15 protein-coding genes are annotated in these 23,333 nt (G+C 53.3%); 1 reads left to right on the top strand and 14 read right to left on the bottom strand.

Annotated features, from left to right (window positions below):
* The first annotated feature begins 276 nt into the window (after positions 1-276).
* Entirely contained in the window at positions 277-1,965 is a 1,689-nt protein-coding gene (locus ACFOLF_RS35945; protein WP_210040195.1) for a response regulator, read from the top strand.
* A 24-nt stretch (positions 1,966-1,989) separates the two neighbouring features.
* Here the strand turns inward: ACFOLF_RS35945 and ACFOLF_RS35940 are convergent, their stop codons facing one another.
* The 14 genes from ACFOLF_RS35940 to ACFOLF_RS35875 all read right to left on the bottom strand — a co-directional run bounded on the left by ACFOLF_RS35940 (position 1,990) and on the right by ACFOLF_RS35875 (position 23,318).
* Positions 1,990-4,500: a WG repeat-containing protein gene (locus ACFOLF_RS35940; protein ID WP_210040196.1), complete on the bottom strand. Its 2,511-nt coding sequence runs from the start codon at positions 4,498-4,500 to the stop codon at positions 1,990-1,992.
* A gap of 222 nt (positions 4,501-4,722) precedes the next feature.
* The gene (locus ACFOLF_RS35935; protein WP_210040197.1) at positions 4,723-5,364 is read right to left on the bottom strand and encodes an S-layer homology domain-containing protein; all 642 of its coding nucleotides are present in this window, start codon (positions 5,362-5,364) and stop codon (positions 4,723-4,725) included.
* On the bottom strand, positions 5,361-9,041 hold the full coding sequence (locus ACFOLF_RS35930) for a glycosyl hydrolase 53 family protein (protein ID WP_210040198.1): 3,681 nt from the start codon (positions 9,039-9,041) through the stop codon (positions 5,361-5,363). The genes ACFOLF_RS35935 and ACFOLF_RS35930 overlap by 4 nt, the downstream gene beginning before the upstream one ends.
* A gap of 46 nt (positions 9,042-9,087) precedes the next feature.
* Positions 9,088-10,119, bottom strand: coding sequence for a glycoside hydrolase family 53 protein (locus ACFOLF_RS35925; protein WP_210040199.1), 1,032 nt, complete (start codon positions 10,117-10,119; stop codon positions 9,088-9,090).
* A 68-nt stretch (positions 10,120-10,187) separates the two neighbouring features.
* Positions 10,188-12,254, bottom strand: a complete 2,067-nt coding sequence (locus ACFOLF_RS35920; RefSeq protein ID WP_210040200.1) for a beta-galactosidase — start codon at positions 12,252-12,254, stop codon at positions 10,188-10,190.
* 85 nt (positions 12,255-12,339) lie between these two features.
* On the bottom strand, positions 12,340-13,971 hold the full coding sequence (locus ACFOLF_RS35915; protein WP_379113196.1) for an ABC transporter substrate-binding protein: 1,632 nt from the start codon (positions 13,969-13,971) through the stop codon (positions 12,340-12,342).
* A gap of 55 nt (positions 13,972-14,026) precedes the next feature.
* Positions 14,027-14,965 (bottom strand): carbohydrate ABC transporter permease, encoded by a 939-nt coding sequence (locus ACFOLF_RS35910; RefSeq protein WP_210040201.1) that lies wholly within the window; start codon positions 14,963-14,965, stop codon positions 14,027-14,029.
* Positions 14,966-14,982: 17 nt separating this feature from the next.
* Entirely contained in the window at positions 14,983-15,903 is a 921-nt protein-coding gene (locus ACFOLF_RS35905; RefSeq protein WP_210040202.1) for an ABC transporter permease, read from the bottom strand.
* Between the two features lie 185 nt (positions 15,904-16,088).
* The gene (locus ACFOLF_RS35900) at positions 16,089-17,660 is read right to left on the bottom strand and encodes a response regulator (RefSeq protein WP_210040203.1); all 1,572 of its coding nucleotides are present in this window, start codon (positions 17,658-17,660) and stop codon (positions 16,089-16,091) included.
* Positions 17,661-17,784: 124 nt separating this feature from the next.
* Positions 17,785-19,524: a sensor histidine kinase gene (locus tag ACFOLF_RS35895; protein WP_210040204.1), complete on the bottom strand. Its 1,740-nt coding sequence runs from the start codon at positions 19,522-19,524 to the stop codon at positions 17,785-17,787.
* Positions 19,525-19,645: 121 nt separating this feature from the next.
* Positions 19,646-21,127 carry a serine hydrolase domain-containing protein gene (locus ACFOLF_RS35890; RefSeq protein WP_210040205.1) on the bottom strand — a complete coding sequence of 494 codons (1,482 nt, stop codon included), beginning with the start codon at positions 21,125-21,127 and terminating at the stop codon, positions 19,646-19,648.
* 153 nt (positions 21,128-21,280) lie between these two features.
* A complete protein-coding gene (locus ACFOLF_RS35885; protein ID WP_210040206.1) occupies positions 21,281-21,760 on the bottom strand; it encodes an SRPBCC family protein in 480 nt (159 codons plus the stop codon).
* 45 nt (positions 21,761-21,805) lie between these two features.
* Entirely contained in the window at positions 21,806-22,246 is a 441-nt protein-coding gene (locus ACFOLF_RS35880; protein WP_210040207.1) for an SRPBCC domain-containing protein, read from the bottom strand.
* Positions 22,247-22,550: 304 nt separating this feature from the next.
* Positions 22,551-23,318 (bottom strand): SDR family NAD(P)-dependent oxidoreductase, encoded by a 768-nt coding sequence (locus ACFOLF_RS35875; RefSeq protein ID WP_210040208.1) that lies wholly within the window; start codon positions 23,316-23,318, stop codon positions 22,551-22,553.
* Positions 23,319-23,333: the final 15 nt, after the last annotated feature.

Here is a 23,333-nt window from a genome sequence, read left to right as displayed (position 1 = left end):
TGATAGAGCCTTGCGAATGAGCGTTTGCCGGGACAGACGCAAGCAGCGCGCCGCGAATATCAGGGTATTATCTTGACAATACCAGCCAATCGTCAACTTGTTGCGATATATCCGTTGCGCCTGCCGGCAGGACATTTATAATGGACGGATAACGGGAAGCCGGAGCACGCGACGCGGAGCTTGCAGGAATTGCCTGGCCTGCAGCTAAATCCTGCCCGTATTGGGGCGGACGCTGCCTCATCATCGATATAATCAAACGGAGAAAGGAGCGGTACAATGTACAATCTGTTGATAGTCGACGACGAGCCGAGAATCGTAAGCGGCCTCTACGAACAATTTCTGGATTGGAAACCGGAAGAGCTGAACGTATACCGCGCGTATTCGCCCCTCGAAGCGCTGGCGATCCTGACAGGCTCCAAGATGGATATCGTCCTGACCGACATTCATATGCCCGGGATGAGCGGGATCGAGCTCCAGCAGAAAATTCATGAGCGCTGGCCGCGCTGCAAAGTCATTTTTCTGACGGGCTACAGCGATTTCGATTATATCCAGTCGGCCATGCGAAACGGCGGAATGGACTATATTCTGAAGGTTGAGGGCGACGAGCCGATACTTGCCGCCGTCGGCAGGGCGATCGAACGGCTGAGGGATGAGCGGGTGTCCGACAATCTGCTGCAGAGGGCAAGAGAGCAAATGCAGGCGGCAGGACCGATGCTGCGCAAGGAATATATATCCGGGCTGCTGCAGGGGGAGCTGAGTGCCAAGGCCGTCGACCGCGACCGCTTCGAGGAGCTGCAGATTCCGCTGTCGGCAGCGGAAAATGTATTGCTGGCGGTAGGCCGGGTCGACCAATGGCCGGACGATCTGCGTCCTTCGGACAAATCGCTGCTCATGTATGCCATACAAAATGTTTCCGGAGAATACATGAATACGCTTCGGGTGCTTTCGATCCCGGCCAATCCCTCCCGCCTCGTATGGCTCATTCAGCCTGCAGCGGGAGACGCCGGACCAGGGAGTGTTGCGGAAACCACGGGATGGGAGGCTTGCGCCGCCTTTGTTCACGGTACGATGTCCGATATTCAGGATGCGTGCCGGACGACGCTGAAGCTGCCGCTATCGATTGCCATCAGCTCGGTCTGCTGCCCGTGGCCCACCGCGGCTGCCCAATATATGCGGCTGGAGCAGCTGCTTCAGCGGGGGTTCGGTCAGGATATGGAGATGCTGCTGTCCGACGCGGTGCCGGCTCCCTCTTCCCTGTCCCCCGAGCCGGCCTGTCTCACGAAGCAGGATATCGCCCTTCGGCTGAAGGCGGTCAAACAGCTGGAAGCCCTGCTGCTGGGCGGCCAGAAGGATGAATTTTTCGTTTTGTACGAGGACATTGCGGAAACCGCCCGGACTCTGCAGATATTCCCCGCGTTCCAGCCGTTCCTTGTTGAGCTTGAGTACGCCTTCGCCTCCCTTTTTCTGTCTTACATGAACCAGTGGGGGCTGCTGGAGGCGGTAACGGTGTCCAGGGAGGCGGGAACGCTGCTTCACAGGGGAGCATTCGTATCGTGGGCGGAGACCGAGGAATATTACCGGGAACTCTCCTGCCGGTTGTTTGCGCTGAGGACGGGCGAGCAGCAGGACCGGACGCAGAAGATTTTGACGATGGTGAATCAATATATCGAGCAGCATCTCGCCGAGGACCTGTCGCTCGACAAGCTGGCCAACCATGTCTACCTGCATCCGACCTACCTGTCGCGCCTGTACAGGCAAATGACGGGTACCCGGCTGTCCGACCGGATCAAAGATCTGAGACTGAAAAAAGCCAAGGAGCTGCTGGCCGCTCCCCGGCTAAAAATTCATGAAGTATCGGCCAGCGTCGGATTCGAGTCAGCCCATTATTTCACCAAGGTGTTCAAGAAGGAGCTGCATATGACACCGCAGGAATACAGGGACCACTGCTGCACGGAACAGAGTTAGCTGTGCCGTGTACGGACCATTTTCTCAAGCGTGAAAGGACTTCCAGAACTCCCCTTCCGTGTCGATGATATCCCTGATCTGCGCGAAAGGAATCGTAAAGGTCGGGAACCCCGCGACGTATGGAGCGATCTCATAGGGCTCGAAATATAAATGGAGTGCATCATCAGTCACATAAAACGGCTGGTCCGGCCGTATGCCCGTATAGCTGCCCGGGAATACGTACGAATATTGCGGGTCCTCCCTGATTTGTTTGCCGACTATATCGCTTAGTACCTTCACATAGTCGCTGCCTGGCTTAAACAGGTCCTTTAGCGCATACATACGGCCATTGGTCAGATTCAGGATCGCATATGTTTTCGTTGGCATGCCGTGGGCGGCGCCAAATGGGAAATTATAGCCATTCAGTACTAGCTCCAGCAGCTTCTGTTTGTAAAACGCGACCTCGAAATCGCCGGAATATGAATAATCGAGTTTTTTGCTGGCGGGAACCGGCTTGACCTGGGACATTTCCTTCAGCCTGGCGTTAACGGTCCGCTGAGCGGCTTGATTCTCCATCCCTTCAACTTGCGGGTAATAGACGAGATAATCGGCATTTGGCTTATATTTCTCCTCTTTCACAAGATAAGGAGGCTGGAGCGGGATAACCTTATTTTGCTGCCAGACGACGCGTCCGGCACGGGTCAAATAAGACAGCCGCTGATCGACGAATGCCTTGATCAGGCCGTTCTCCTCCAGTGTAAGCGTACCGCTGCCCTCCACGCGCGGATAACCCGGCGCAGGCTTGCCGCTGCGATCGATAAAATACGTTTGCTTCGCGTCGTAGACCGAGGCCAGACCGTCCTTGAAATTGGAGACGTCATTATACAGGAAGTCCGACAGCCGTTGGCCGTTCCAGTCGGCGATGGCGAAGACCGAGCCGACGAAGGGCTGCTCGGGGTCGACCGCCCGGCCGAGCGCCAGCCGCTCATCTCCCAGATCCCGAATGTCGTTGTACTCAGGCTTGACAATGAAGGCTCCCTGCTTGTCGATGACACCATAGCTCGATTTGTAATCCTCTGCCGTATTGACAATGGCCCGGCCGTCATGGAATGCAAATGCCGACGAATAGGACGGCTGGATCACGACAGTCCCGCGCTCGTCGATATAGCCGTATTTGCCGGCGGATTCCTGTTGGAAGGCGAGCAGTCCGTCGCCGAGCGGTCCCACGTAAGCATACGGATAGGTGGCGAGTCTGCGTCCGTCCGGCCCAATGAGCGCATATTCATTATCCTTGATTTTTACAACTGCCTTGCCAGCGGCAAAATCATTCGCTTCCTCGAACTGCGCCGGAATCGCTTCGTTCCCCCGGGAATCCAGATAGCCGTAAAGACTGATGCTGCCATCGGCATCGCCGCTGCCGCCTTCTGTGACATAGAAGACCGCTCTCCCGTCCTGCATGTCCGCGATAAACGGGTACGCCCGCTTTGTCAGCACCGTTCCTGTCTCGTCGATCAGCCTGAACCCCTGGCTGTCGATTACCGCCGCCCGGTCTTCCGAGAACGGGCTGATCGAATCATAAACAGGCTTCACAACGTAATTCGCTGATGTGTCGATAACGCCGTAGCTCCCATTCTCGCTGACGATTGCGAGGCCATTCTGCTGAAAATCCCGCGCATCGTCGTATAGGGGGAGAATCGCCATCCTGCCGCTGCTGTCAATATAGCCCCATTTCATCCCGCCCACCGTTTTGAGCGATGCCGGGAACAATCCTGCCGCCCGCGGCATGTTCATCAGCTCCAGCATCTGCCTGATGTTCCACTCAAGCGCAAGCAGCGTCTCGCGGGAAGGATAGGGCTGGGCGAAGCCGAGCGCCCTTCGGACAGACACCAGCGCATCCTGCGGCATGCCGGCGCGGTACTGCGCATCGGCAAGGTAATACCAGTAAAACGGGTAATCCAGATGCTGCCGAATCATTCGCTCGTAGTAGCGGACGACCCCCGGGAAATAATAAAAATATACATCCGGCGCGGGCACGAGCTTCCCGATGTCCCACCTCAGCACCTCGATGCGGTATGCCTCCCCCGTGTCGTGGACCCAGAGCGCGATTTCCGCTTTGCCGTCACGCCCGTCAAGGCCCGGCATATCCATCACTTCCAGATAGCTGTAGGTCATATCGGCGGGAGCCGCATCCTTCAGCCCTTCCCGCGTCCACTCGTAGACCGACAGCTTCGACCAGATCGAGCCGATCTGCCAGCCGACGATCAGATTGTTCAGGCCTGGTCTCATGACGGGCGCCGCCGTCAGCAGCGTTACGCCGTACCCCTGCCCTTTCACATTCGCGGCAATCTCCCACTTGCGGTCCCGGTATTTCAGCACAAGCAGGTAAAGCTCCCCATTCAGACGGTAAACAGCTGCGATTTCCGGTACCCGATCCCCGGTTAAATCGGCAGCGTATACCGCCGCATGCGCAGCAGGCCCGTTGATCATCATCAGTTCCGCACCCGCCGGCAAATGGGCCATGGCGATCTGCGTCAGCTGCGGTTCGTTAACGGCCATGTCAGCATCCTCCCCTATTCCCGCATTCTTCGCCTAATGGTATGCAGTCTGCCGGCAGATATGCTTGCTTGCTGAGGAAACAGGATCAAATCCTTTTCGTTTCTGCGGCTGCTTGTAATCCTCTCTTCTAATGAAGCTGAAAAAACGTATCCCCGCACCGGATTCGGATCCGGTGCGGGGATATGTGAAATCTCTTTCTACATTAAAAAATGGAATCGTTTGTCACTGCTTCTGAAACAAACGATTGATGATCACAGCTGCCTGCGCTCTTGTGGAAGGCTCCTTCGGAGCGAATCTGCCGCCGCCCATCCCTTCAATAATCCCGGATTGCTGCATGGCGTCTACAGCCTCTGCCGCATAAGCCGATATCTTGGACCGGTCGGCAAATGCAGCGGCCACCGCTGAGGCTTGTAATTCTATTTGCTGCAATTCGGCTATTTTATAAACCATTACCGCCATATCCTGCCGCGAAACAGGGTCATTCACGCCAAAGCTGCCGTCTGTCCTGCCCTTGACGATTCCGAGCTTCTGCGCCGACGTGATGGAATCGGAGTACCAAAGCTTCTCCTTCACGTCCCGGAATGTGGATAGCTCGCCTGGCGCAGCAAGATCGAATGCGCTCATCAGCATGGTGATGAATTCCGCTCTTGTAACTGCCGCCCCCGGGTTGAAGTTTCCATTCCCGTCTCCGTTAATAATTCCTCTTGCCGCCAAAGTCTCAATAGCGTCAATTGCCCATTCGCTTTTCTTGAGGTCTCCGAATGAGATATCCGCATATCCGAGGGCGTATTTACTGAAATGCTCCGCTTTAAATTCAACACTGCCGGCTGCCGGATTATATTTGCCGGTTTTGATGATGGTCAAATCACCCTCATCATCGAGTAATACACGATGATCTTGTTGGGATTTTCCCCGGTCATCAGCTTGTAGGCAATAGCAATCTGCATCTCGTTCCCGTTAAATCCGGTTATAGGCTGCCCGTCCAGGGTCAAGCTGAAATCGTAGACCGCATGGTCGCCAATCCGCTCTTGTACCGCTGCAGGAAGACTGTCTTTGCCGACCTTGGCAACCGTGAGCTGCAGGCTCGAACCCGCCGTCCCTTCTTTGCCGGCAAACAGGCTGGTCAAGAAGGATAGAGTGGTGAACCCCATATCGACTTTGATCGTATCGATGGCATCATCTCCAGCCGCCAGTATGGGCTGATACGGGATATCCACCTTCACTTCCCTGGCATTATCCAAATTGGCGATCTCGATGGTGAGCGTCTGGACAGAGGAGTCGAGCATTGCAGCCTCCATGTCTGCCGCTCTCAATTGTATGACCGCATCACCGTTCGCATCGATGACAGGCTGCACCTTGATCATTCCTTTACCGACCGAATAGGCCGGCGCTGCTGCCCATGGTGAGGGGAAACCAGATGGCTCCTGTCCCTCGCTGCCATCGTCGTGATTATTGTTATTGTTATTGTCATCGTCACCGTCATCGTCATCATTGCCGTTGTTATCGTCACTGGCCTTTGCCGGTGTGCCGGTTATTGGAATACCGGCAGACCTGTTTCCAGTCAGATCGACCGTACTGAGCTTAAATGTGTAGCTGGTGCCGTTCGTCAGACCGGAAATAACGGCGTGTTCCGCTCCTTTGGCGGCATACACGGCATCGGCGACGGTCCCGTCCATCTGTTCAATGATAATCTTCTCCAAATCGCTGTCGCCCGGATCTGTCCAGGATAGCGCGAGCTGCCCGTCGCCCTCGGCGACAGCGGTACCCGTTACCTCTCCCGGAGGCGTCGTATCCGGCAGATCTCCGGTTTTGACAAGGGTAATGTTATCCAGATAACCCCAATAATCCGCGCTGGCCGATGCCGTAAAAGCAACGGTCACCGTCCCGTCCGTCACGCGGATTCCCGGAATGCTGAAGCCGCCCCAGATATTATGCCAATCGGCTCCGGTCTGGCCCTGATTGATAATGTTCGCTGAAGCCCCGCCGGATGGCGTTTCGACCCTGAGCTTCAATTCGGCAACGCCGGGATCGTTCGCCGCTCTGCCGGCATCGTCGATCACCATATTGCTTTTTCCTGCAGAATGCGCCGTCAAGGTATAAAACCCGTTCGGCAGTCCATTTACCTTCTGCGACAGCGTAAAAGCATACGCGTCCTTCGACCAGTAATCGAAGTAGCCGGTTCCGGCATAAACCTTGCCGTCCCCTATCTCGCGGATCGCGTCAAAAACGCTGGAGTCTTGGATGGAGCCTGCAGCAGCTCCCGTTAACGTCCACGCGCCGAGCTGGCCTTCCCGTTCAAATCCGCCATCCGGTATCAAGCCTTCCGCGCTGCCGTCCGTCTTCAAACTGAACGTGCTTGCCGGACTGTTCGTATAACCTGGCTTGGATGCCATCGCTTTCAATACCGTGTTGGCGGCAATCGCAACCGGCCCCGTATAAACAAGCGTCGTGCTGGTGTTGCTGGCATAACCCGGTTCGCTTCCGTCCGTCGTATAGTAGATCACGGCACCTTCCGTCCCGCTGGACAGCGTAACCTTCGAAGGAACAGGCAATGCTGCCTCCGCCGGGAGAGCCGCATCCCCGATAGAAGCTGTTACCGGCTGTGCCTGTGTCTGTGCATCTGTACTGGTCGGCAGGCCGAAATAAAAATCGTCGACATCTCCCCATGCTCCCGCAGCTCCATTGAGATTCACGCCGACCGTGACATGTCCGGAGGTAACCGGAACCTGCAGACTGTATGGTTTGAAATTGTTCCAGCCAGCCGGCACAGCGTCGATCTTCATCATCGCCGAAGGATCGCTTGCATCATACCCCACAGCGTACAGATAGGGAACCGCCGCGTCGCTCAGAGCATCCCCGTCCACCCATGCGGAGAAGGTATAGGTAGCATTAGCGACATTAAGGGTTTGCGACACCGTGGCGTCGTTAAAAGCCGAATCGCTCCAGTAATGGATCGCACTCGTGCCGGAACGCGGCGTCGAGCCTGCTCCTTGAGGCGCTCCGATGGAAGGACTGGATACCGTCCAACCGGCGGAGCCGCTCTCAAGTCCCGGATTCGTCAGCAGATTCGGCGGCTGCGCAGAATGCACCGTAATCACGGCCGAGGCTGCCCGCGTCTCGGAGCCGACCGTTCCATAAGCCGTGTAGACACCAGGTTCCGCCGTATTGACTGCTGATGTGTCCCATGCCGATACCGCAGCGGGTTTGTAATGACCATCGCTGTACTGCCCCTGTACGGAAGAAGGCAAACTCAGAACCCCGCCTGCCTCCATGGTTCCGTAATACGGGTCCGCAGCGACAAATACCGGCGCGGGAGCGGCAGCTGTCCCCCGAACGAGATTGAATACATCGATGGATGGCAGCGCTTTCCCCGTGTAATCGAACAATGCCTGATTTTCCCATCCGCTGCCCTGTCCGGCAATCCAGCCCGTGTCATTGCCTGGAAGCCAGTCTGCTCCCCAGTAGAACAGACCCAGCCCCTGATTGCCTGGCACATTTGCCAAATTGTTGATGACATCGCGGATGGCTGCCGCCTGGCCCTGCGGCGTAGGGGTGTAGCCTGCCGTATAAGCGCTGCTTTGATCAAAGTTATTGATCGTCTCGTCTCCCGGCTCAAGCGTCCAGGCATAAGCAGTCTCCGCCACGATGACCGGTTTGCCGTACCGGCTTGCCAACGTATTCATAATAACAGCATTCTGCTCCGTCGTTCCGTGCCAGAATGGATAATCGGAGATGCCGATCAGGTCAAAATCGACCGCTGTACCGCCGGTCGTCCAGGTGTCCAGATTCCACGTAAACGTGCCTGTGCTGCCGCTGGAATTCCCCGCGATGTGGATCATGATTTGAATGTCCGGATCAACCGCTCTCACCGCTGCGGATGCTTTCTGGAGAAAAGGCGCCGCTTTCTCTGCGGAATCGCCATCCGGCCAGAGCAGCCCTCCGTTGATCTCGTTGCCGATCTGCACCATTTCCGGGAGAACGCCTTCCGCTTCCATCGCAGTCAGTACATCGTATGTGTAGCGGTATACATCCTCCTGCAGCACGGTCCCGCTGTGATTGGCCCAGGCCTTCGGCTTATTTTGCTTGCCGGGATCAACCCAGAAGTCGCTGTAATGAAAATCCAGCAAAAGCTTGATACCGAGCGCCTTTGCCTGTTTGGCCATGGCGATATCCCGGGCCAGATCATTGTTCCCGCCGCCGATCGGCTGACCGAACGCATCAGTCGGATCGTTCCAGATCCGCAGTCGGATATAGTTGACGCCGTGCTTCTTCAGCACCTGCATGGCGCTCATTTCCGTACCATCGGTATCGTAAAACTTCCGGCCTGCTTTTTCGAGCTCATAGAGCTCGGAGACATCTGCTCCCATGATAAAATCGCTTCGCTGTCCGTTCTGCAGTCCCGGGACCGGGTCCACCGAGACGGTGCCTGAAGCCGGCTGTGCCGCGAAGCCCGTCATCGTTCCCACTGGATAACAAGAAAGAATAATGAAGAAAACGAGCCATTTTGCTGCCAGGGAACGATAAGATATTCTGCTTTTCATATACATTTTTCAGCTCCCGTCAGATTATTATTTAGTCACTTTTCACTCATTCGCTAAGTGCGTTCATGGAGGAGAGCCTCCGCCCCTCGTAATCGAACAACGTCAGATTGGACCAATTATTCGCATGTCCCACCGACCATTCTTCCTTCGACGGAATCCATGCCGGTTCCCACCAATAAAAACCGGCTCCCCGGCGGTTTGGCGTTTCTTTGATGAGGGCGATGATGTCCTTCAGATATTGGGCTTGACCCTCCACCGCCGCAGGATAACCATTGTGAAGCTGGTCTTCCTTGTCAACGATAAACGCCCGCCCTTCGGACGTATCGATCGTCCACGGATAGGCTGTTTCCACCACGTTAATATCCTTGTCGAAGCGGACCGCCAGTTCTGCCAGATTGCGCCGCAGCGATTCCAGCGTGCCGTGCCACCAGGGGTAGAAAGATAATCCGATCGTGTCGAATGTCACTTCATACTGCTCGAATTTCTCGAAGAACCTGAGACTCGCGTCCACATCGCCTCCCCGGTCGATATGAATCATGACGTTGATTGACGGGCTGACTGATTTGGCCGCCGCAATCCCGGATTTGACCAGCTCCGTAAATTTCCTCCACTGTTCATCCGTGTTGAAGTCCCCGTCAACCTTCCCGTCTGGCCAGAGCATGCCGGGTGTGATTTCATTGCCGATTTGCACCATATCCGGAAGCGTGTTCTGATTGTCCAGTTCAGTCAATACATGTTTCGTATACGCATAAATCGCTTCAGTCAGCTCCTCAAAGCTTGCATTCTCCCATGCCTGCGGCTTCCACTGCTGTGCCGGATCCGCCCACTTGTCCGAGTAGTGAAAGTCGAGCAGAAAATGCATATCCAGCGCTTTAATGCGCCTGGCCATAACAAGCGTACGCTCCAGATTGCAGAAGCCGCCTGCGGGATCGTTCCATATGCGCAGACGGACCGCGTTAACGCCGCTATTTTTCATAATGACCAGCACATCCTCTTGCATCCCGTTTACTTCGTAAGTTCCGCCCGCGCATTCGATTTCGTCTACAAAAGAGATGTCCATACCTTGAATAAATGGCATAGTCTTGCTGCTCCCTTCCTGATCAATCATGCTATTGCAAAGTCATACAGCAGACACCGTGATTCCGCCTACCTGCCGCTGCTTCGTTTCAATACCCGGGAAGCATACACAGGAAGCGTAAGCTTCATTAAGACGGGCTCTCCCGTCTCGGCATCGGTGTAGGCCTGATCCAATTCCAGCGTCCGCTCCTCTCCCGAGAAATTAAGCAGAAACACAAAATCATGCTCCCCGTCGGAACGGAGCTGTGCCGATACGCCTCCAGGCAGCTCGATATCCATCGCGCGTCTTACGCCCGCATCCGATACCAGCTTTCCATATAACCCGTCATAGAACGCCGGATCATTAACTCGCGCCGCCAGATAGTAAGCCTTGCCTTTGCCCAGCGCATTAACCGTTAATGCTGGCCGTCCGGCATAGAAATCTTCCTTATACTGACCAAGAATATCTGCGCCTTCGGAATGGATCAGCTCGCAGATTTCATGAACTTCGAAGGAACCGGCCAATCCGAGTGCGTTCCCGGGCGTCATGACGATGCCATTGCGGTCGTGATCATGCAGTCCTTCAACCTCCTCCGCCCAGATGCCGAGCGTCTTGCGCAGCGGACCGGGAAAACCGTTCAGGTGGCACAGGTCGTTCTCGTTCACAATGCCGGACCAGTAGGTGACGAGCAGCGTGCCGCCATCCAGAACGAAACGCTCCAGCAGCTCCCCCGTCTCCTCGCGGAGCAGATAGGCCATAGGCAGGACAAGCAGTTTATAAGCGGAGAAATTATCACCAGAGCCGATAATGTCCACCGGAATGCCTTGTCTCCACAACGCCCGATACTGCTGCATCACCGTCTCTTCATAATGGATGCCCTGATTTCGCGGCCCCTGGGCATCGTTGACCGCCCAGCGGTTATCCCAGTCGAACAGGATGGCCGCTTCCGCCGGAACATCCGTGCCGATCAATTCCGATAAATGCGACAGCGATTCTCCCAGCGAGGCAACGTCCTGGAACACGCGGGTATGCTCATGCCCGACATGATCCACGACCGCGCCGTGAAATTTTTCACTGGAGCCCCGGCTTTTGCGCCATTGAAAGTATTGAACCGTGTCCGCGCCGTGCGCAACGGCCTGCAGCGAAGACAGTCTGTGCATCCCGGGCCGCTTCAGCTTGCTGACAGGCTGCCAGTTCGTCTGGCTCGGCGTGCTTTCCATCAGCATGAACGGTTTTTGCTTCAAGGAACGGAATAAATCGTGATTGAAGGCAAACCATGAAGCAACATTGTCCTCTGCGGGCGACTCATGCCATGTCGGATATGCATCCCACGATATGACGTCCACCGCTTTCGCAAACTCGCGGTAATCCAGCCCGTCGAACAAATCCATCATGTTTGCCGTACAGGGCAGATCGGGATTGACCGCTTTCAGCGGATTGATTTCATGCAGGTAGAAATCGATCGTCTGATCGCTGACGAACCTTCGCCAATCGAGATTCTGCCCGTGCACCATGGTCTCGCCATGCGGTGCGGGCGATTCGATCTGCTGCCAGGATGTATACGTATGGCTCCAGAAGGTCGTCCACCACGCCTGATTCAGCGCTTCGAGAGAGCCATATTTCCGCTTCAGCCATTTCCGGAAAGCATCCTGGCAATAATCGCAGTGGCATTCGCCGCCGTACTCATTGGAGATATGCCAGCCAATAACCGCCGGATGTGCCGAATACCGCTCCGCCAGCCTGGCATTCATGATGCTCACCTTCTCGCGGAAGACCGGTGACGTGTAGCAATGGTTGTGCCGGCGCCCATGCAGATTTCTCCGGCGGTCCGCTCCGACGCGAAGCACCTCCGGATACTTCTCCGACATCCAGGCCGGCCTGGCGCCGCTTGGCGTCGCCAGCCAGGCGAATATGCCGTTATCGGCGAAAGCATCCAGCACGTTATCCAGCCAATCGAACAGGAATGTCCCCTCCTCCGGCTCCAGCATAGACCAGGAGAAAATGCCTACCGCCATGACATTGCATTGGGCCAGCTTCATTAGACGAATATCCTGCTCCAAAACATTCGGATCGTGCAGCCATTGGTCCGGGTTATAATCCGCACCGTGCATGAAGACCGGCAGCTTGCTGCTGATCGGTGGAAATTTCTTGTTCATCCTGTTTCATCTCCCAAGTCCTGTAGTCGTCAAAAAGAAGGAGAGGTCGGTTCCCACCTGCCTCTCCGTCTGCTTGCAAATATGATTACTGCTGCCCGGCAAGGAACGCGTCAATTTGACTTTGCAGCTCCTGCCGGATCTTGTCGATACCGGCTGCTTGCAGCTGCTTGATCAGGTCGGCCTGGCCTTTATCCAGATCCTTGATCAATCCGTATTCCAGCGGAATCGAGTAACGGAGCATAACGTTGCCTACGTTGGCCACTTCATTCTTCACCTTGGCATTATCGAATACGAAGGTCTCCAGCGGAAAGTGATACACCTTATCCTTCCAGCCGTTGGCGATATCCGTTGCTTCCTGAGGGAAGGTTGCACTCGTGCGGTTTAACGGCGAATTCCAGCCCCAGTTGGAGAAATTAGTATAATTGGCCGCATTCGGACCGGGCTGGAACTTGTCGTCGCCTACCGGATCGTAATGCTTGCCGGTAATGCCGTACATCGTCAGATCATGAATCTCCTTATCGTTCTGAAGGAGGTCGATCAGCATCAGTGCGCGCTCCGCATTCTTGGATGTGGCATGGACAGCCATCCCGTTCTGAGTCGAGATCGAGCCGATTTTCTTCTTATCCGGCGTCAAATCGGCAATAGCTACCTTAACTCCCTGCTCGTCCTGGCTTGCTTCCTCCACGTTGGCAGCCACTGTGCCCAGATTCTGCGCATAGGACGCCGTCTTGCCTGCTTTCATATCCTGCCATACGTCATTCTTGTTGCTGACCACATTCTTGGACCAGGCCTGATTATCGGCCAAATCTTTATAGTACGTCAGAAGCTGCTTGAATTCCGGCGTATCGTATACATTGAATACCTGGCCTTTGGCATCGTCCAGTTTATAAGCCAGCGGGATGTCGTAGTTGACCAGGTTCCAATCATTCTGCTGCTCCAGCAAAATTTGGTCGAGCTCATGCCATTTCCAGCCGTCAGCCGGTTTGGCGCCGTAAGCGTTGATGCCCTTCTCATTAGCTGCAATCGCTTTCAAATAAGCGGCAAATGTCTCCGGGCTGTTCACCGGTTCGAGGTTATATTTCTGGCGGAGATCGTCGCGTATGAGAACGACCTTGTCGGTCACTTCCTCGTTATTGTTTGGCACCATGTAAAGCTTGCCGTTTACTTTCGCCTGATCCCAGGAAACCTTGGGCATCGCCTCCCACGTCTTCGGCGCATACTTGGAAAGCATGTCATCCGTCAATTCCAGGAAACCGCCTTTTAAGGCCTGATCATTGTAGAACGCCCAGTTTGCGGTAAAGGCAATGTCGAAATCCTCGCGTGCCGCAAATTTCAGCGGGTACTTCTGCTGCCAGTCTGCCCAGTCCAGAAACTCGGCTTCGACCGTTGCGTTGATCCTGGTCTTCAGCAGCGTATTGAGCTGGCCAAATACCTCGTCATAATCCGCCGGCTTGGCCCCGATGAGAAGCAGCTTCAGCTTGACCTCGGAAGTTGTATCCGGCTGCCCGTCAGTTGCATTGGCTTGACCCGCTGCATCCCCGGCTGCGCTGTTTTCCGTAGCGTTTTCCTTATTGTTTTCCGCACCGCTTTGTTCCGTATTGCCTGTATTGCCTGTATTCGCTGTTTTCTGGTTGTCGCCTCCGCATGCGCTTAACACCACCGCCATTACAAGCATAACGGCGAGCAGAAGCATGACATGTTGTCCCTTTCGTTTCACGATTGAAGTCCCCCTTATTCATTATTCGTATATTGATAACCAGGTTTCCCTGAGGTCATCCTTTAACGGAGCCGACTGTAAGCCCTTGCACAAAATAACGCTGGATAAACGGATAGGCGAGTATAATTGGCCCTGTTGCGACGATGGTCATCGCCATCTTCAGGCTCTCCGTCGGCAGATTGATATTGATGGCCGCGCCGGATTCAAGCATGGCTCTGCGCATTCCGTCCATGTTCCCGAGCATCCGGTATAAATAGTACTGGAGCGGCATCAGGTCGGAATTGGAAATAAACAAGAGCGCGTTATACCAATCATTCCAGTAACCAAGCGCGATGAAAAGACCGATGGTGGCCAAAGCCGGCTTGGAGAGCGGAACGATGAGGCGCATGAAAATGAGGAAATCTCCCGCTCCATCGATTTTCGCGGATTCCGTGATGGCCTCCGGTATGCTGCTCATGAAGCTTTTCATGACAATGATATAAAAAACGTTAAGCAGCATCGGCAGAATGAGAACGATCAGCGTATCCTTCAACTGCAGGTAATTCACAATCATCAGATACCACGGAACGAGACCGCCGCTGAACAACGTTGTAAAGAAGAAGAAGAACGAGAATTGGGAACGCCACTTGAAATCCTTGCGGGAGAGCACATAGGACGTCATGGCGGTCAGGAACAAGCCGAGCAGCGTTCCAACCGCAGTAACAACGAGAGTTACACCATACGCCTTGAGCATTTCTGCCGGATACCGGAATAATATGCCGTATGCCTCAGTAGAAAAATCGCTGGGGAAAAACGAGTATCCGTTTTCAATAATTTTGCTTTCTTCGGTAAGTGACGAAGCAATGACCATGATAAATGGCAAAATGCAGAGCACCGCCAGCACAGCGAGCGCAGAATAGCCGATGATCGAAAGAAGCAAGCGGTCTGTACGCATGCCGCGCCTGACTCCTGCCGCAGGCTTCGGCTTTATGTTGTTCAGTAGGGTAGAACTCATCGCCTGACCTCCTTTATTTAGAATAGCGCGCGGTCTCCATCGTATTTGCGGACCGCATAGTTGGCCAGCATAATGGTCCCGAACCCGAGAACGGACTGATAAAACCCGGCGGCAGCCGACATGCCGATTTCATTCGAGGTTGTGAGCGACCGGAACACGAAGGTATCGATCACATCCGTCGAGGAGAACAGCAATCCGTTATTGCCGACCATGTTGTAGAACATTCCGAAGTCTCCGCGGAAAATATTCCCGATGGCCAGAAGCACGAGAATAATCAGAGTCGGATACAGGTTGGGAACGGTGATTTTCACGATTCGTTGAAAGATATTGGCGCCATCGATTTCCGCAGCTTCATACATTTCGGTATCGATGCTGGTGATGGCGGCCAAATACATCACGGATCCATATCCAAGCGTTTTCCAGGCGGATACGGCGACCAGAATAACCGGCCAGTAGGCGGAAGTGTTGTAAATGTCGACCGGCTCCATCCCGAGCCCCTTCAGCAGAACATTCACCGTGCCGACATCAAAGTTGAACAGGTTGTAGGCGATTGCTCCAACGACCACCCAGGAGATGAAGTAAGGCAGGAACAAGGCAGTTTGCATCAGCTTCCGAAACCACTTGCCTACTGCCTCGAATAGCAGGATGGCGGCGCATATTTGCAGGACATTGTTCACGAGAATGAATGCGATGTTGTAAAGCGCCGTATTTCTCGTGACCCGCCATGCATCGCCGGAATCGAAGAAGAATTTGAAATTATCGAGTCCATTCCACGGGCTTCCGAAGATACCGCCGTCGTAGTTGAATTGTTTGAAGGCGAGGACGATTCCCGCCATTGGCACGTAGGCGAACAGTATAAAGAACAATACAGCCGGCAACAGCATCAACAGCAGTGTCCTGTACTTGATGACATCGCCCCAGAAGGTCTGTCGGTTCATTCTTAATTCTCCTCTCGTTGTCTCTACTCTATTCATTATAACGGGACTGCGCCCGATGCAGGATTCAGCGGAGCAACTAAAGCTAATACAAAATCCACGATTGCTATGAAACTTATAATTCGACGAATAGTCATAAAAAATAGCCCGGAATCCGCCAAAGACCCGAGCCTCATCAAGCCAGTTCGTTATATCTTGTGTTTCTTCCGGTATTCTCCGGGAGTCATGCCCATGGATTGCTTGAACTGCCTGTTGAAGTAAATGATGTTCTTGTACCCCACCCGTTCCGCAATCTCGTAAATCTTGAGCGTCGGATCGGATAACAGCTCGCACACGCGGTTCGTCCGTCGTTCATTCAGATAATCGCTGAAATGGACGCCTGCCTCCAGCTTAAACAGATGTCCCAGGTAATTGGGCGTAAAATCAAAGTGAGCCGCCACCTCTTTCAGCGTAACCTTCTGCTCCAGCTTATCCTCGGCATACCGCATAATCTCGTCGATCAGTTTCCGTTTTTGTCTTTGCTTCTTCACATACAGCAGCTCGGACAATTCGAAGAAGCGTCGTCGCAGCCAGGACAGAATATCATGGACCGTTTCGGATTGAAACAGGATATCCGGCTGATGCGATTCCCATTTGAGGAGCTCGTACAGATTTTCGTTCATTTGCTGCATTTCGGCATGGAGCTTGGAGGTAATGCGGATGATCAGATCATACACGTCGTTCTTGTCGGCGAATTGTTTCCCTCTGCTGAACAGGTTCAGCAGGCAGTCATCGATGGCAACCAAATCGTAAATCATAATAGCCTGAAGCATCCGCTCGATCGTCTCATCCATACGCGAAGCCGGCTTGCCGTTGAATTCGGAAACCGTCACATCCCGGATCAGCCTGTTTTTGCCCAGAAGCCATTTGGCGCTCAGCGCAGCCTGCGCCTGCCTGTAGGATTCGTGCAGCTGCTCCTCGTCGTACGCATACGCGCCAACACCGATGGTTATCGTTAAATCCGCAGCCTGACGGATGGTTTGCAGCAGCTCTCCAAGGTATGTGAGAAATCGGTCCTCCTGACCGACAGCCAGCAGGACGAAACGGGTATTGTGGGAAACAATAAATAGGCCGAGCGCCTGCTCGCGGACCATATCCCGGATCAGACTGATCACCTGACCTGTTAGAAGCCGCCTGTTCTCTTCCCCCATATCGCGCGTTTTCCTCTCCAGATCGTCGATTTCGATCAAGGCGACGGCAGATCCGGCCTTCAGCAGCGGACTTAAGACGCCCCGGATATGCGTCTGCGCCTGACCCGGGGCGAGATCGTTGAACCAGCGCAGCAGCAGCTCTTCATTGACGAGTGAAAGCGTCTCCGTAAAAGAGCGGTTCCAATTCTGTTCCTGCTCCACCTTCTCGCAGAGAGAAAGGAGCATCTCGTAAAGCTCTTTATCCTTCACGGGCTTTAGCAAATAACCCGAAACATTCATCGCTATCGCTTCCTTGGCATAGCCGAAATCCTCATGACCGCTGATAAACACAATCTTGACCTGCGGATTGATCGCCTTGGCCTGCCTGGCAAATTCGATGCCCGACATAATCGGCATCCGGATATCCGAAAGAATGATATCCACCTGCTCCTGCTTCATTAATTTCAAGGCGCTGAAGCCATTATTGGCCGTACCTGCCACGTTCAGGTCCAATCCGCTGCCGAGCACTCTGCGCCGCAGCCACTCCAGATCAACCGATTCGTCGTCTACCAACAAGATGTTTAGACCCATAAGCCAGATTCCTCCTGCTGCTCTCGCAAAAATTAAACAGAAACGGATATACGATATTCCATTTATCATATCTTACCGCGCCGCAGTGCGAACACTGCGTTTTGCAATGATATACCATACAAAATCACGGCTGGGATGCCATGGACGCCTCCTGCTCCGCTTCTTCGTCCATCACGATATGGGCCGGAATCAATATGCGGACCGTCGTACCGGCCCCGTAGATGCTGGCCATCTGGATGCCATAGCCGCTGCCGTACCGCAGTTTGATCCGCTCGTTCACATTCTTGATGCCATAGCCGCCGGCCTGGCTCGGCCCCATCAGCAGCCGCCGGAGCTCGGTCGGCTTGATGCCGATCCCGTTATCGATTATCTTCAATTCGATTTGCTCTCCCATTCTTCTGCCCGTGATCCGGATCGCTATCGTATCCCCGAACCATGCGTGCTTGAATATGTTTTCCACGAATGGCTGTAAAATCAATTTGACAACCAGCACATCCCCTATCGCCGGTTCTATATCAAAGTATACATTAAAGGCGTTGGCATATTTGACTCTCTGAATATCGAGATAGGTGCTCACCTGCTCGATTTCATCGCGAAGCGGAATATAGACTTTCCCTTGATTCAGCGTAAGCCGGTAAAATCGGGAGAGGCCCTGGACCATATCCGTGACTTTCCCGACCTCTCCCAAATTAGCCAGGCTGCTGATGGTCGACAAGGTGTTATACAGAAAATGGGGATTGATCTGGGCCTGCAGCGCCTCAAGCTCCGCCTGCTTCTTCTGAATCCCTTGTTCATATACGCTGTGTATGAGTGTTTGGATATTGGTTCCCATAATATTAAAGGCATCGGCGATTTGAACGAATTCATCATTTCCGGAGAAGCGGATCCGCTTCTGAAAGTTCCCTTCCTGAAAGGATCGTACGAGTGTAACGATCCGCGACATCTTGCGTCCTGACAGCAGGGCGACAAGCAGACCGATACAAGCCATTGCCAGGAAGCTGATCGCGCATACCGCAAAAATAATTTTCTGCATCCTGCCCGCATCTTTGGTCAAATAAGAGGATGGAACCAGCGTTTCGATGACGTAATCCGATTCCGGAATGCTCTCATGCAGCGTAAGAAACGATCCGTCGTTCTCGTGCTCGCCGGCGCTTCCCTGCTGGTATATATTGCCTCCCGATGGCTCGTCGATAAGCCGCAGCGTAATCCCTTGATTAACGGGGAAGGCCGTGAAATTGCCAAGCAGATCATCCAGCGAAACCGTAATCCGGACATAGCCGATCACCGTATTATAATCGTTGTAGGACACCAGCCGGCGGATATGGGAGATATTGCCCAGCTGCCTGTCCGTATCGATTTGAAGCCAGATATTGTCCCTTCCGGAATCCTTGAAGGTGTGATACCATTCACTGTCCTTGATATCGTCGAACGAGAGGATATAATAATCGCTGTCCATGATGGGATCGGCCAGGTTGTCTCCTGAAACGATATTCAGATCGCTGTTCAGCGTGTACAGCATCAGGCGGATATGATTGCCGAATAATTGCAAAGGGGCTGTTATCTGGGGAACGATTTCATCCAGCATCGTGAGATAGATCTCAAGCGGCTCGCCCTTCTTCTGGAGCGCGCGCTGGAACGACAGGCTTCCGAAGAGGGTATCCGACATCCGCTGGATTTCGTCCATCTGATATCTGATGTTGTTTCTCGCCTGCTCCATGCCGGTCCGGATATTGGATTCCGCCATTTCCGTCCGTGACTGAATCAGCATGGAATACGAGATGTAACCGACAAGCACGTCCGTCAACAGAACGAGCAGAAGATAGGGAATCATAGTCTTGTAGGTGAACGGCATGTATCTTTTCATCAGGCATCCCCAAATTCCCATACAAGTAAAAAGGGGCAACCCGGAGTTGTCCCTTTCGTATGATTTAATCAACCAAATACAATTTTAATTTAACATAGAGAAAATTGTCTGTAAATCGTTTTCATTTCACCCTCATAATCCTGTACATCCTGACCATTCGTCCTACTGCATGTATAACGCCAAACATGGATGCAAGCATCAGCAAAATGAAAAAACTTGGCATAATCAGGAAAATCCGCTCCCCGTTCAGCACCCGTCCCCCAGCGATGAAAAACAGTATTTTCGGCAAACAGATGAACACAGCAAGCGGAACCAGGCGCAATAGGATATAGACCCAAGTTAACCATTTGGCGCGTTTTGTATATCTCTCCTCCCATTTTTTCATTCGAAAAAAGCTGTGAATTCCCAAACCAAGGGTCACGACCGTGAGCAAGCCAATCAGAATCTCAAGGGTCTGCCCGGAGAAGAAGGTTTCCTTGGGCTGCTGCCCGCCCAGAATATCGGATAACCCCGCTGTGAAGGAAGAATAATTAACAAGCATGTTGAGACCGCTATTGAATAAGACAACGATTCCATATCCGCTTTCGGGCATAAGCACTTGATCCGCATAGTAAGTCCATAATAACCCATTGTGATCGATTTTAGAGCCATCCTCGCTCCATCCCATTCCATACGTACTGTCCGTTCCGGCCGGGGCGGAATGCATGGTTTTGATCCCTTCACTGCTGAGAAGCCGGACCCCTTCATACTTGCCCCCGTTTAGCTGCAGGATGAGCCAATGCGCCATATCTTCCACCGTAGAAATATTTCCCGCCGCCCCCTCGACAAACCAATCGGGTTCTTTCTTCACAACCGGTTTGCCATATAAGAAAATATGCCCGCTTGAGAACTGCCCGTCGGCTTCAGAGAACTGTCTGGTGTTGGCGGCGTCTGCCGTATGATTCATTTGAAGAGGGTTAAAGATATGCTTCTGCAGATATCCGGAAAAGCTCTCGCGACTCACTACCTCGACGATCCGGGCTAATAACTGGTAGTTGGGATTATGATAATGAAACTGCTGTCCGGGATTGCTTGCGAGTTTGACGTTTTTGAATCGGGCGATCGATTCCTCCAGAGTGCCCGGCTGCTTGCGAAATGCCATTTCAGGAAAAACGGAGTCGGCCAGTCCGCTTGTTTGATTCAACAGCTGGCGCACGGTAATTTCCGGTCCGCGAGGATCATCCACCTTGAATGAAGGGATATAGTCCGTAATGGGTACATCCAGGCTGACTTTCCCTGCTTCCACCAGCTGCATCACGGCTAATGCGGTTATCGACTTGCTTAAAGAAGCAATGGCGAACGGGGTGTTGACTGTAACCGGCTTCCCATTCCCTGATTGTCCAAATCCCTTGGAATAGACGATCTGATCATCGTGGACGATCGCCACAGCAAGTCCCGGAATATTGTTTTTATCCATCCGGGACTGAATAAAGCGATCGATCCGTGCTGTTTCGATATTCGTTTCGGCATATGCCGAACCAGGCTGGAAACCAATTAATCCTCCCAGTATGGCGATCATGGCGATTACTTTCATAAAAGCCGCAAGCCCTAGTTTGTTTATCATTGTCTCTGCGTACCTCCTCTATGTAATATTTTCATTATCAGAGGCAATCCATAAGAAATGATAAAGCGAAACTTAAGAAAGGCTTAAGCTGTTATTTAGCCGTTCTTCTACAGGTATATATCAAAAAAAACCTCCCGTTGGGAGGCTCAATGATCACGATTTGTTTGTTAATGTCTTCTTCACGACCCCGGCCAGACGATCCAGGTTTTCTTCATTCGCTTGACCAACAATGTGTTTTAACTTGTTCAGCTCCTCCGCCGTCTCAAAACGCTGATTGAAGGTTATCCTTGTTTTACCGTTCAGGTTCTCGAAATCTGCGATTATCTGAAACCTGGGAGCGACATGTCGTAAAATAATGCGTTCGGGACTGCTGATCTCTAAAAAGATGCATTCATTGGGGTAGTTTTTTCCATCCGGGCCATGCATCATAAATTTCCAATGCCCACCCGGCCGGATATCGATTTCCTGAAATGTGTTCGTAAAGCCTTTAGGGCCCCACCACTCAGCCAGAAGCTCCGGCGTGGTCCAGGCGCTGAAAACATTTTCGCGCGGTGCATCGATGATGCGCGTATGCACCGATTCGTTTGTGCCTGCGTCCTTTTCTGCGCTTGCGCTATTATGAATATCTGACATGTTTGAACTCCTCCGCTTCCATATTTATAATCGTTCCGGAATCCCCTACTCGCTTCGGAGCACGTCGCCAAGCTTGTCCAGTAAGTCATGCGTGCCCTGCTCCCGCTGAGCCGGTGAATCATGGCCATCCAGGTAAACGCCTTGCTCGGTATAAATCAGCCGTGTGCCGGAACCGGCAGGTTCCACTTCGACAGTGACCACGGAGACTGATATTCTGGTCTCGTCCTGATCCAGAGAATAGGTATAGACAATTCGCTGCCCCGTTACGATTTCCTGATAACAGGCGTCGTAGCTATAAACCGGACCACCGGGCGGCCCTCCACGAGTGCTTTCCCGTCCTCCTACCCGAAAATCAAACTCGGCGGCGCTTTGAAACCACTGCGCTTTCGCCTCGGCATCTGCCCATGCGGCAAATACCCGCTCCGGCACAGCATCGTAAGTACGTTCAATAACGAAAGTCTCATGCTTGGCAGATCGTTCGTTCATCCGTTTATCCTCCTTTATTCGCGCTGACTATTGAGCGGTACCCTTACTATAAAACATGACGCTGCGTAAGGTGCAAGTGTTATTTGAAAGATATAAGCCACATAATCTTTGATGTCTCCGTAACCACGATTATAAAGGATAATTATATCATGGACAATTTTGTCCACAGCGCCGCATACCACCAATTGCAGCGATCCGCTATTGGTCGGCATTTGGCCGTGTAGGAGAATATAGGCCGGAATATCTCAATTAACGGCAAAAAACCGGGACATCCGCCCCGGGTGTTCCTTCATCAGATCTGCCATCAGAGATGGCTTGACTCCCCTCCGTCCACGACCAGAGATGCCCCTGTTATGAACGAAGCTTTGTCACTGGCCAAAAAAGCGACCGCTTCTCCAATTTCTGTCGCTTCGGCTATCCGTCCGAGCGGTATATTCCGGCTCATTTCCTTTTCCTTATCCGCCTTCTGCTCCGCCGTTAAACCGGCCAACCAACGGTGTGTGTGGGCATTGCACGTCAAGCCAGGCAGCACAGTATTGACCCGGATGCCGTAACCCGCGCATTCCAGCGCGATGGATCTCGCCAACGCCACAACTCCGCCCTTGGCGGCGGCATAGGCAGCATGAATCGGTCCTGTTTGCATAGCATGCACAGAGGAAATATTGACAATCGCTCCTCTGGTCGCCTGCTGCTTCATAATCGGCAGCACCTTCTGCACCGCGAGGAAATGGCTCCGAAGGTCCGCTGCCATTACGCGGTCCCATGCTTCAAGTGTTGTATCCCCAATGGATTTATAGAAATGGGTACCGACATTGTTTACCAGAATATCGACGGCGCCCCAGCGCTCCAGCGTCCGATCCACAACATTCTGAATATCGGCTTCCGCGCACACGTCGGTGCGGATAAACTGGACACGAGCGCTGTCATCTGCCAGTTCGGATACCGCTTGTTCTCCATGCTCCTGATCAATATCCGCAATCGTGACGCAGCAGCCTTCCCGGAGCAGCACCTCGACAATGCCTCTACCGATGCCGGCCGCACCTCCGGTGACAAGTGCCACCTTTCCTCTCATATTCTTACCTCCCCT

The organism is Paenibacillus sepulcri (genome assembly GCF_042647105.1).
Lineage (GTDB): Bacteria > Bacillota > Bacilli > Paenibacillales > Paenibacillaceae > Paenibacillus_Z > Paenibacillus_Z sepulcri.
The sequence above is the reverse complement of the archived record's forward strand: the minus strand, read 5'-3'. Positions and strand labels throughout refer to the sequence as shown.

Excerpts from the sequence above, each read along its gene's own strand:
- ACFOLF_RS35920 (WP_210040200.1), bottom strand. The coding sequence starts at position 12,254 with ATGAACAAGAAATTTCCACCGATCAGCAGCAAGCTGCCGGTCTTCATG.
- ACFOLF_RS35945 (WP_210040195.1), top strand. The coding sequence starts at position 277 with ATGTACAATCTGTTGATAGTCGACGACGAGCCGAGAATCGTAAGCGGC.
- ACFOLF_RS35940 (WP_210040196.1), bottom strand. The coding sequence starts at position 4,500 with ATGGCCGTTAACGAACCGCAGCTGACGCAGATCGCCATGGCCCATTTG.
- ACFOLF_RS35880 (WP_210040207.1), bottom strand. The coding sequence starts at position 22,246 with ATGAACGAACGATCTGCCAAGCATGAGACTTTCGTTATTGAACGTACT.
- ACFOLF_RS35905 (WP_210040202.1), bottom strand. The coding sequence starts at position 15,903 with ATGAACCGACAGACCTTCTGGGGCGATGTCATCAAGTACAGGACACTG.
- ACFOLF_RS35890 (WP_210040205.1), bottom strand. The coding sequence starts at position 21,127 with ATGATAAACAAACTAGGGCTTGCGGCTTTTATGAAAGTAATCGCCATG.
- ACFOLF_RS35925 (WP_210040199.1), bottom strand. The coding sequence starts at position 10,119 with ATGCCATTTATTCAAGGTATGGACATCTCTTTTGTAGACGAAATCGAA.
- ACFOLF_RS35910 (WP_210040201.1), bottom strand. The coding sequence starts at position 14,965 with ATGAGTTCTACCCTACTGAACAACATAAAGCCGAAGCCTGCGGCAGGA.
- ACFOLF_RS35930 (WP_210040198.1), bottom strand. The coding sequence starts at position 9,041 with ATGAAAAGCAGAATATCTTATCGTTCCCTGGCAGCAAAATGGCTCGTT.
- ACFOLF_RS35895 (WP_210040204.1), bottom strand. The coding sequence starts at position 19,524 with ATGAAAAGATACATGCCGTTCACCTACAAGACTATGATTCCCTATCTT.
- ACFOLF_RS35900 (WP_210040203.1), bottom strand. The coding sequence starts at position 17,660 with ATGGGTCTAAACATCTTGTTGGTAGACGACGAATCGGTTGATCTGGAG.
- ACFOLF_RS35885 (WP_210040206.1), bottom strand. The coding sequence starts at position 21,760 with ATGTCAGATATTCATAATAGCGCAAGCGCAGAAAAGGACGCAGGCACA.
- ACFOLF_RS35875 (WP_210040208.1), bottom strand. The coding sequence starts at position 23,318 with ATGAGAGGAAAGGTGGCACTTGTCACCGGAGGTGCGGCCGGCATCGGT.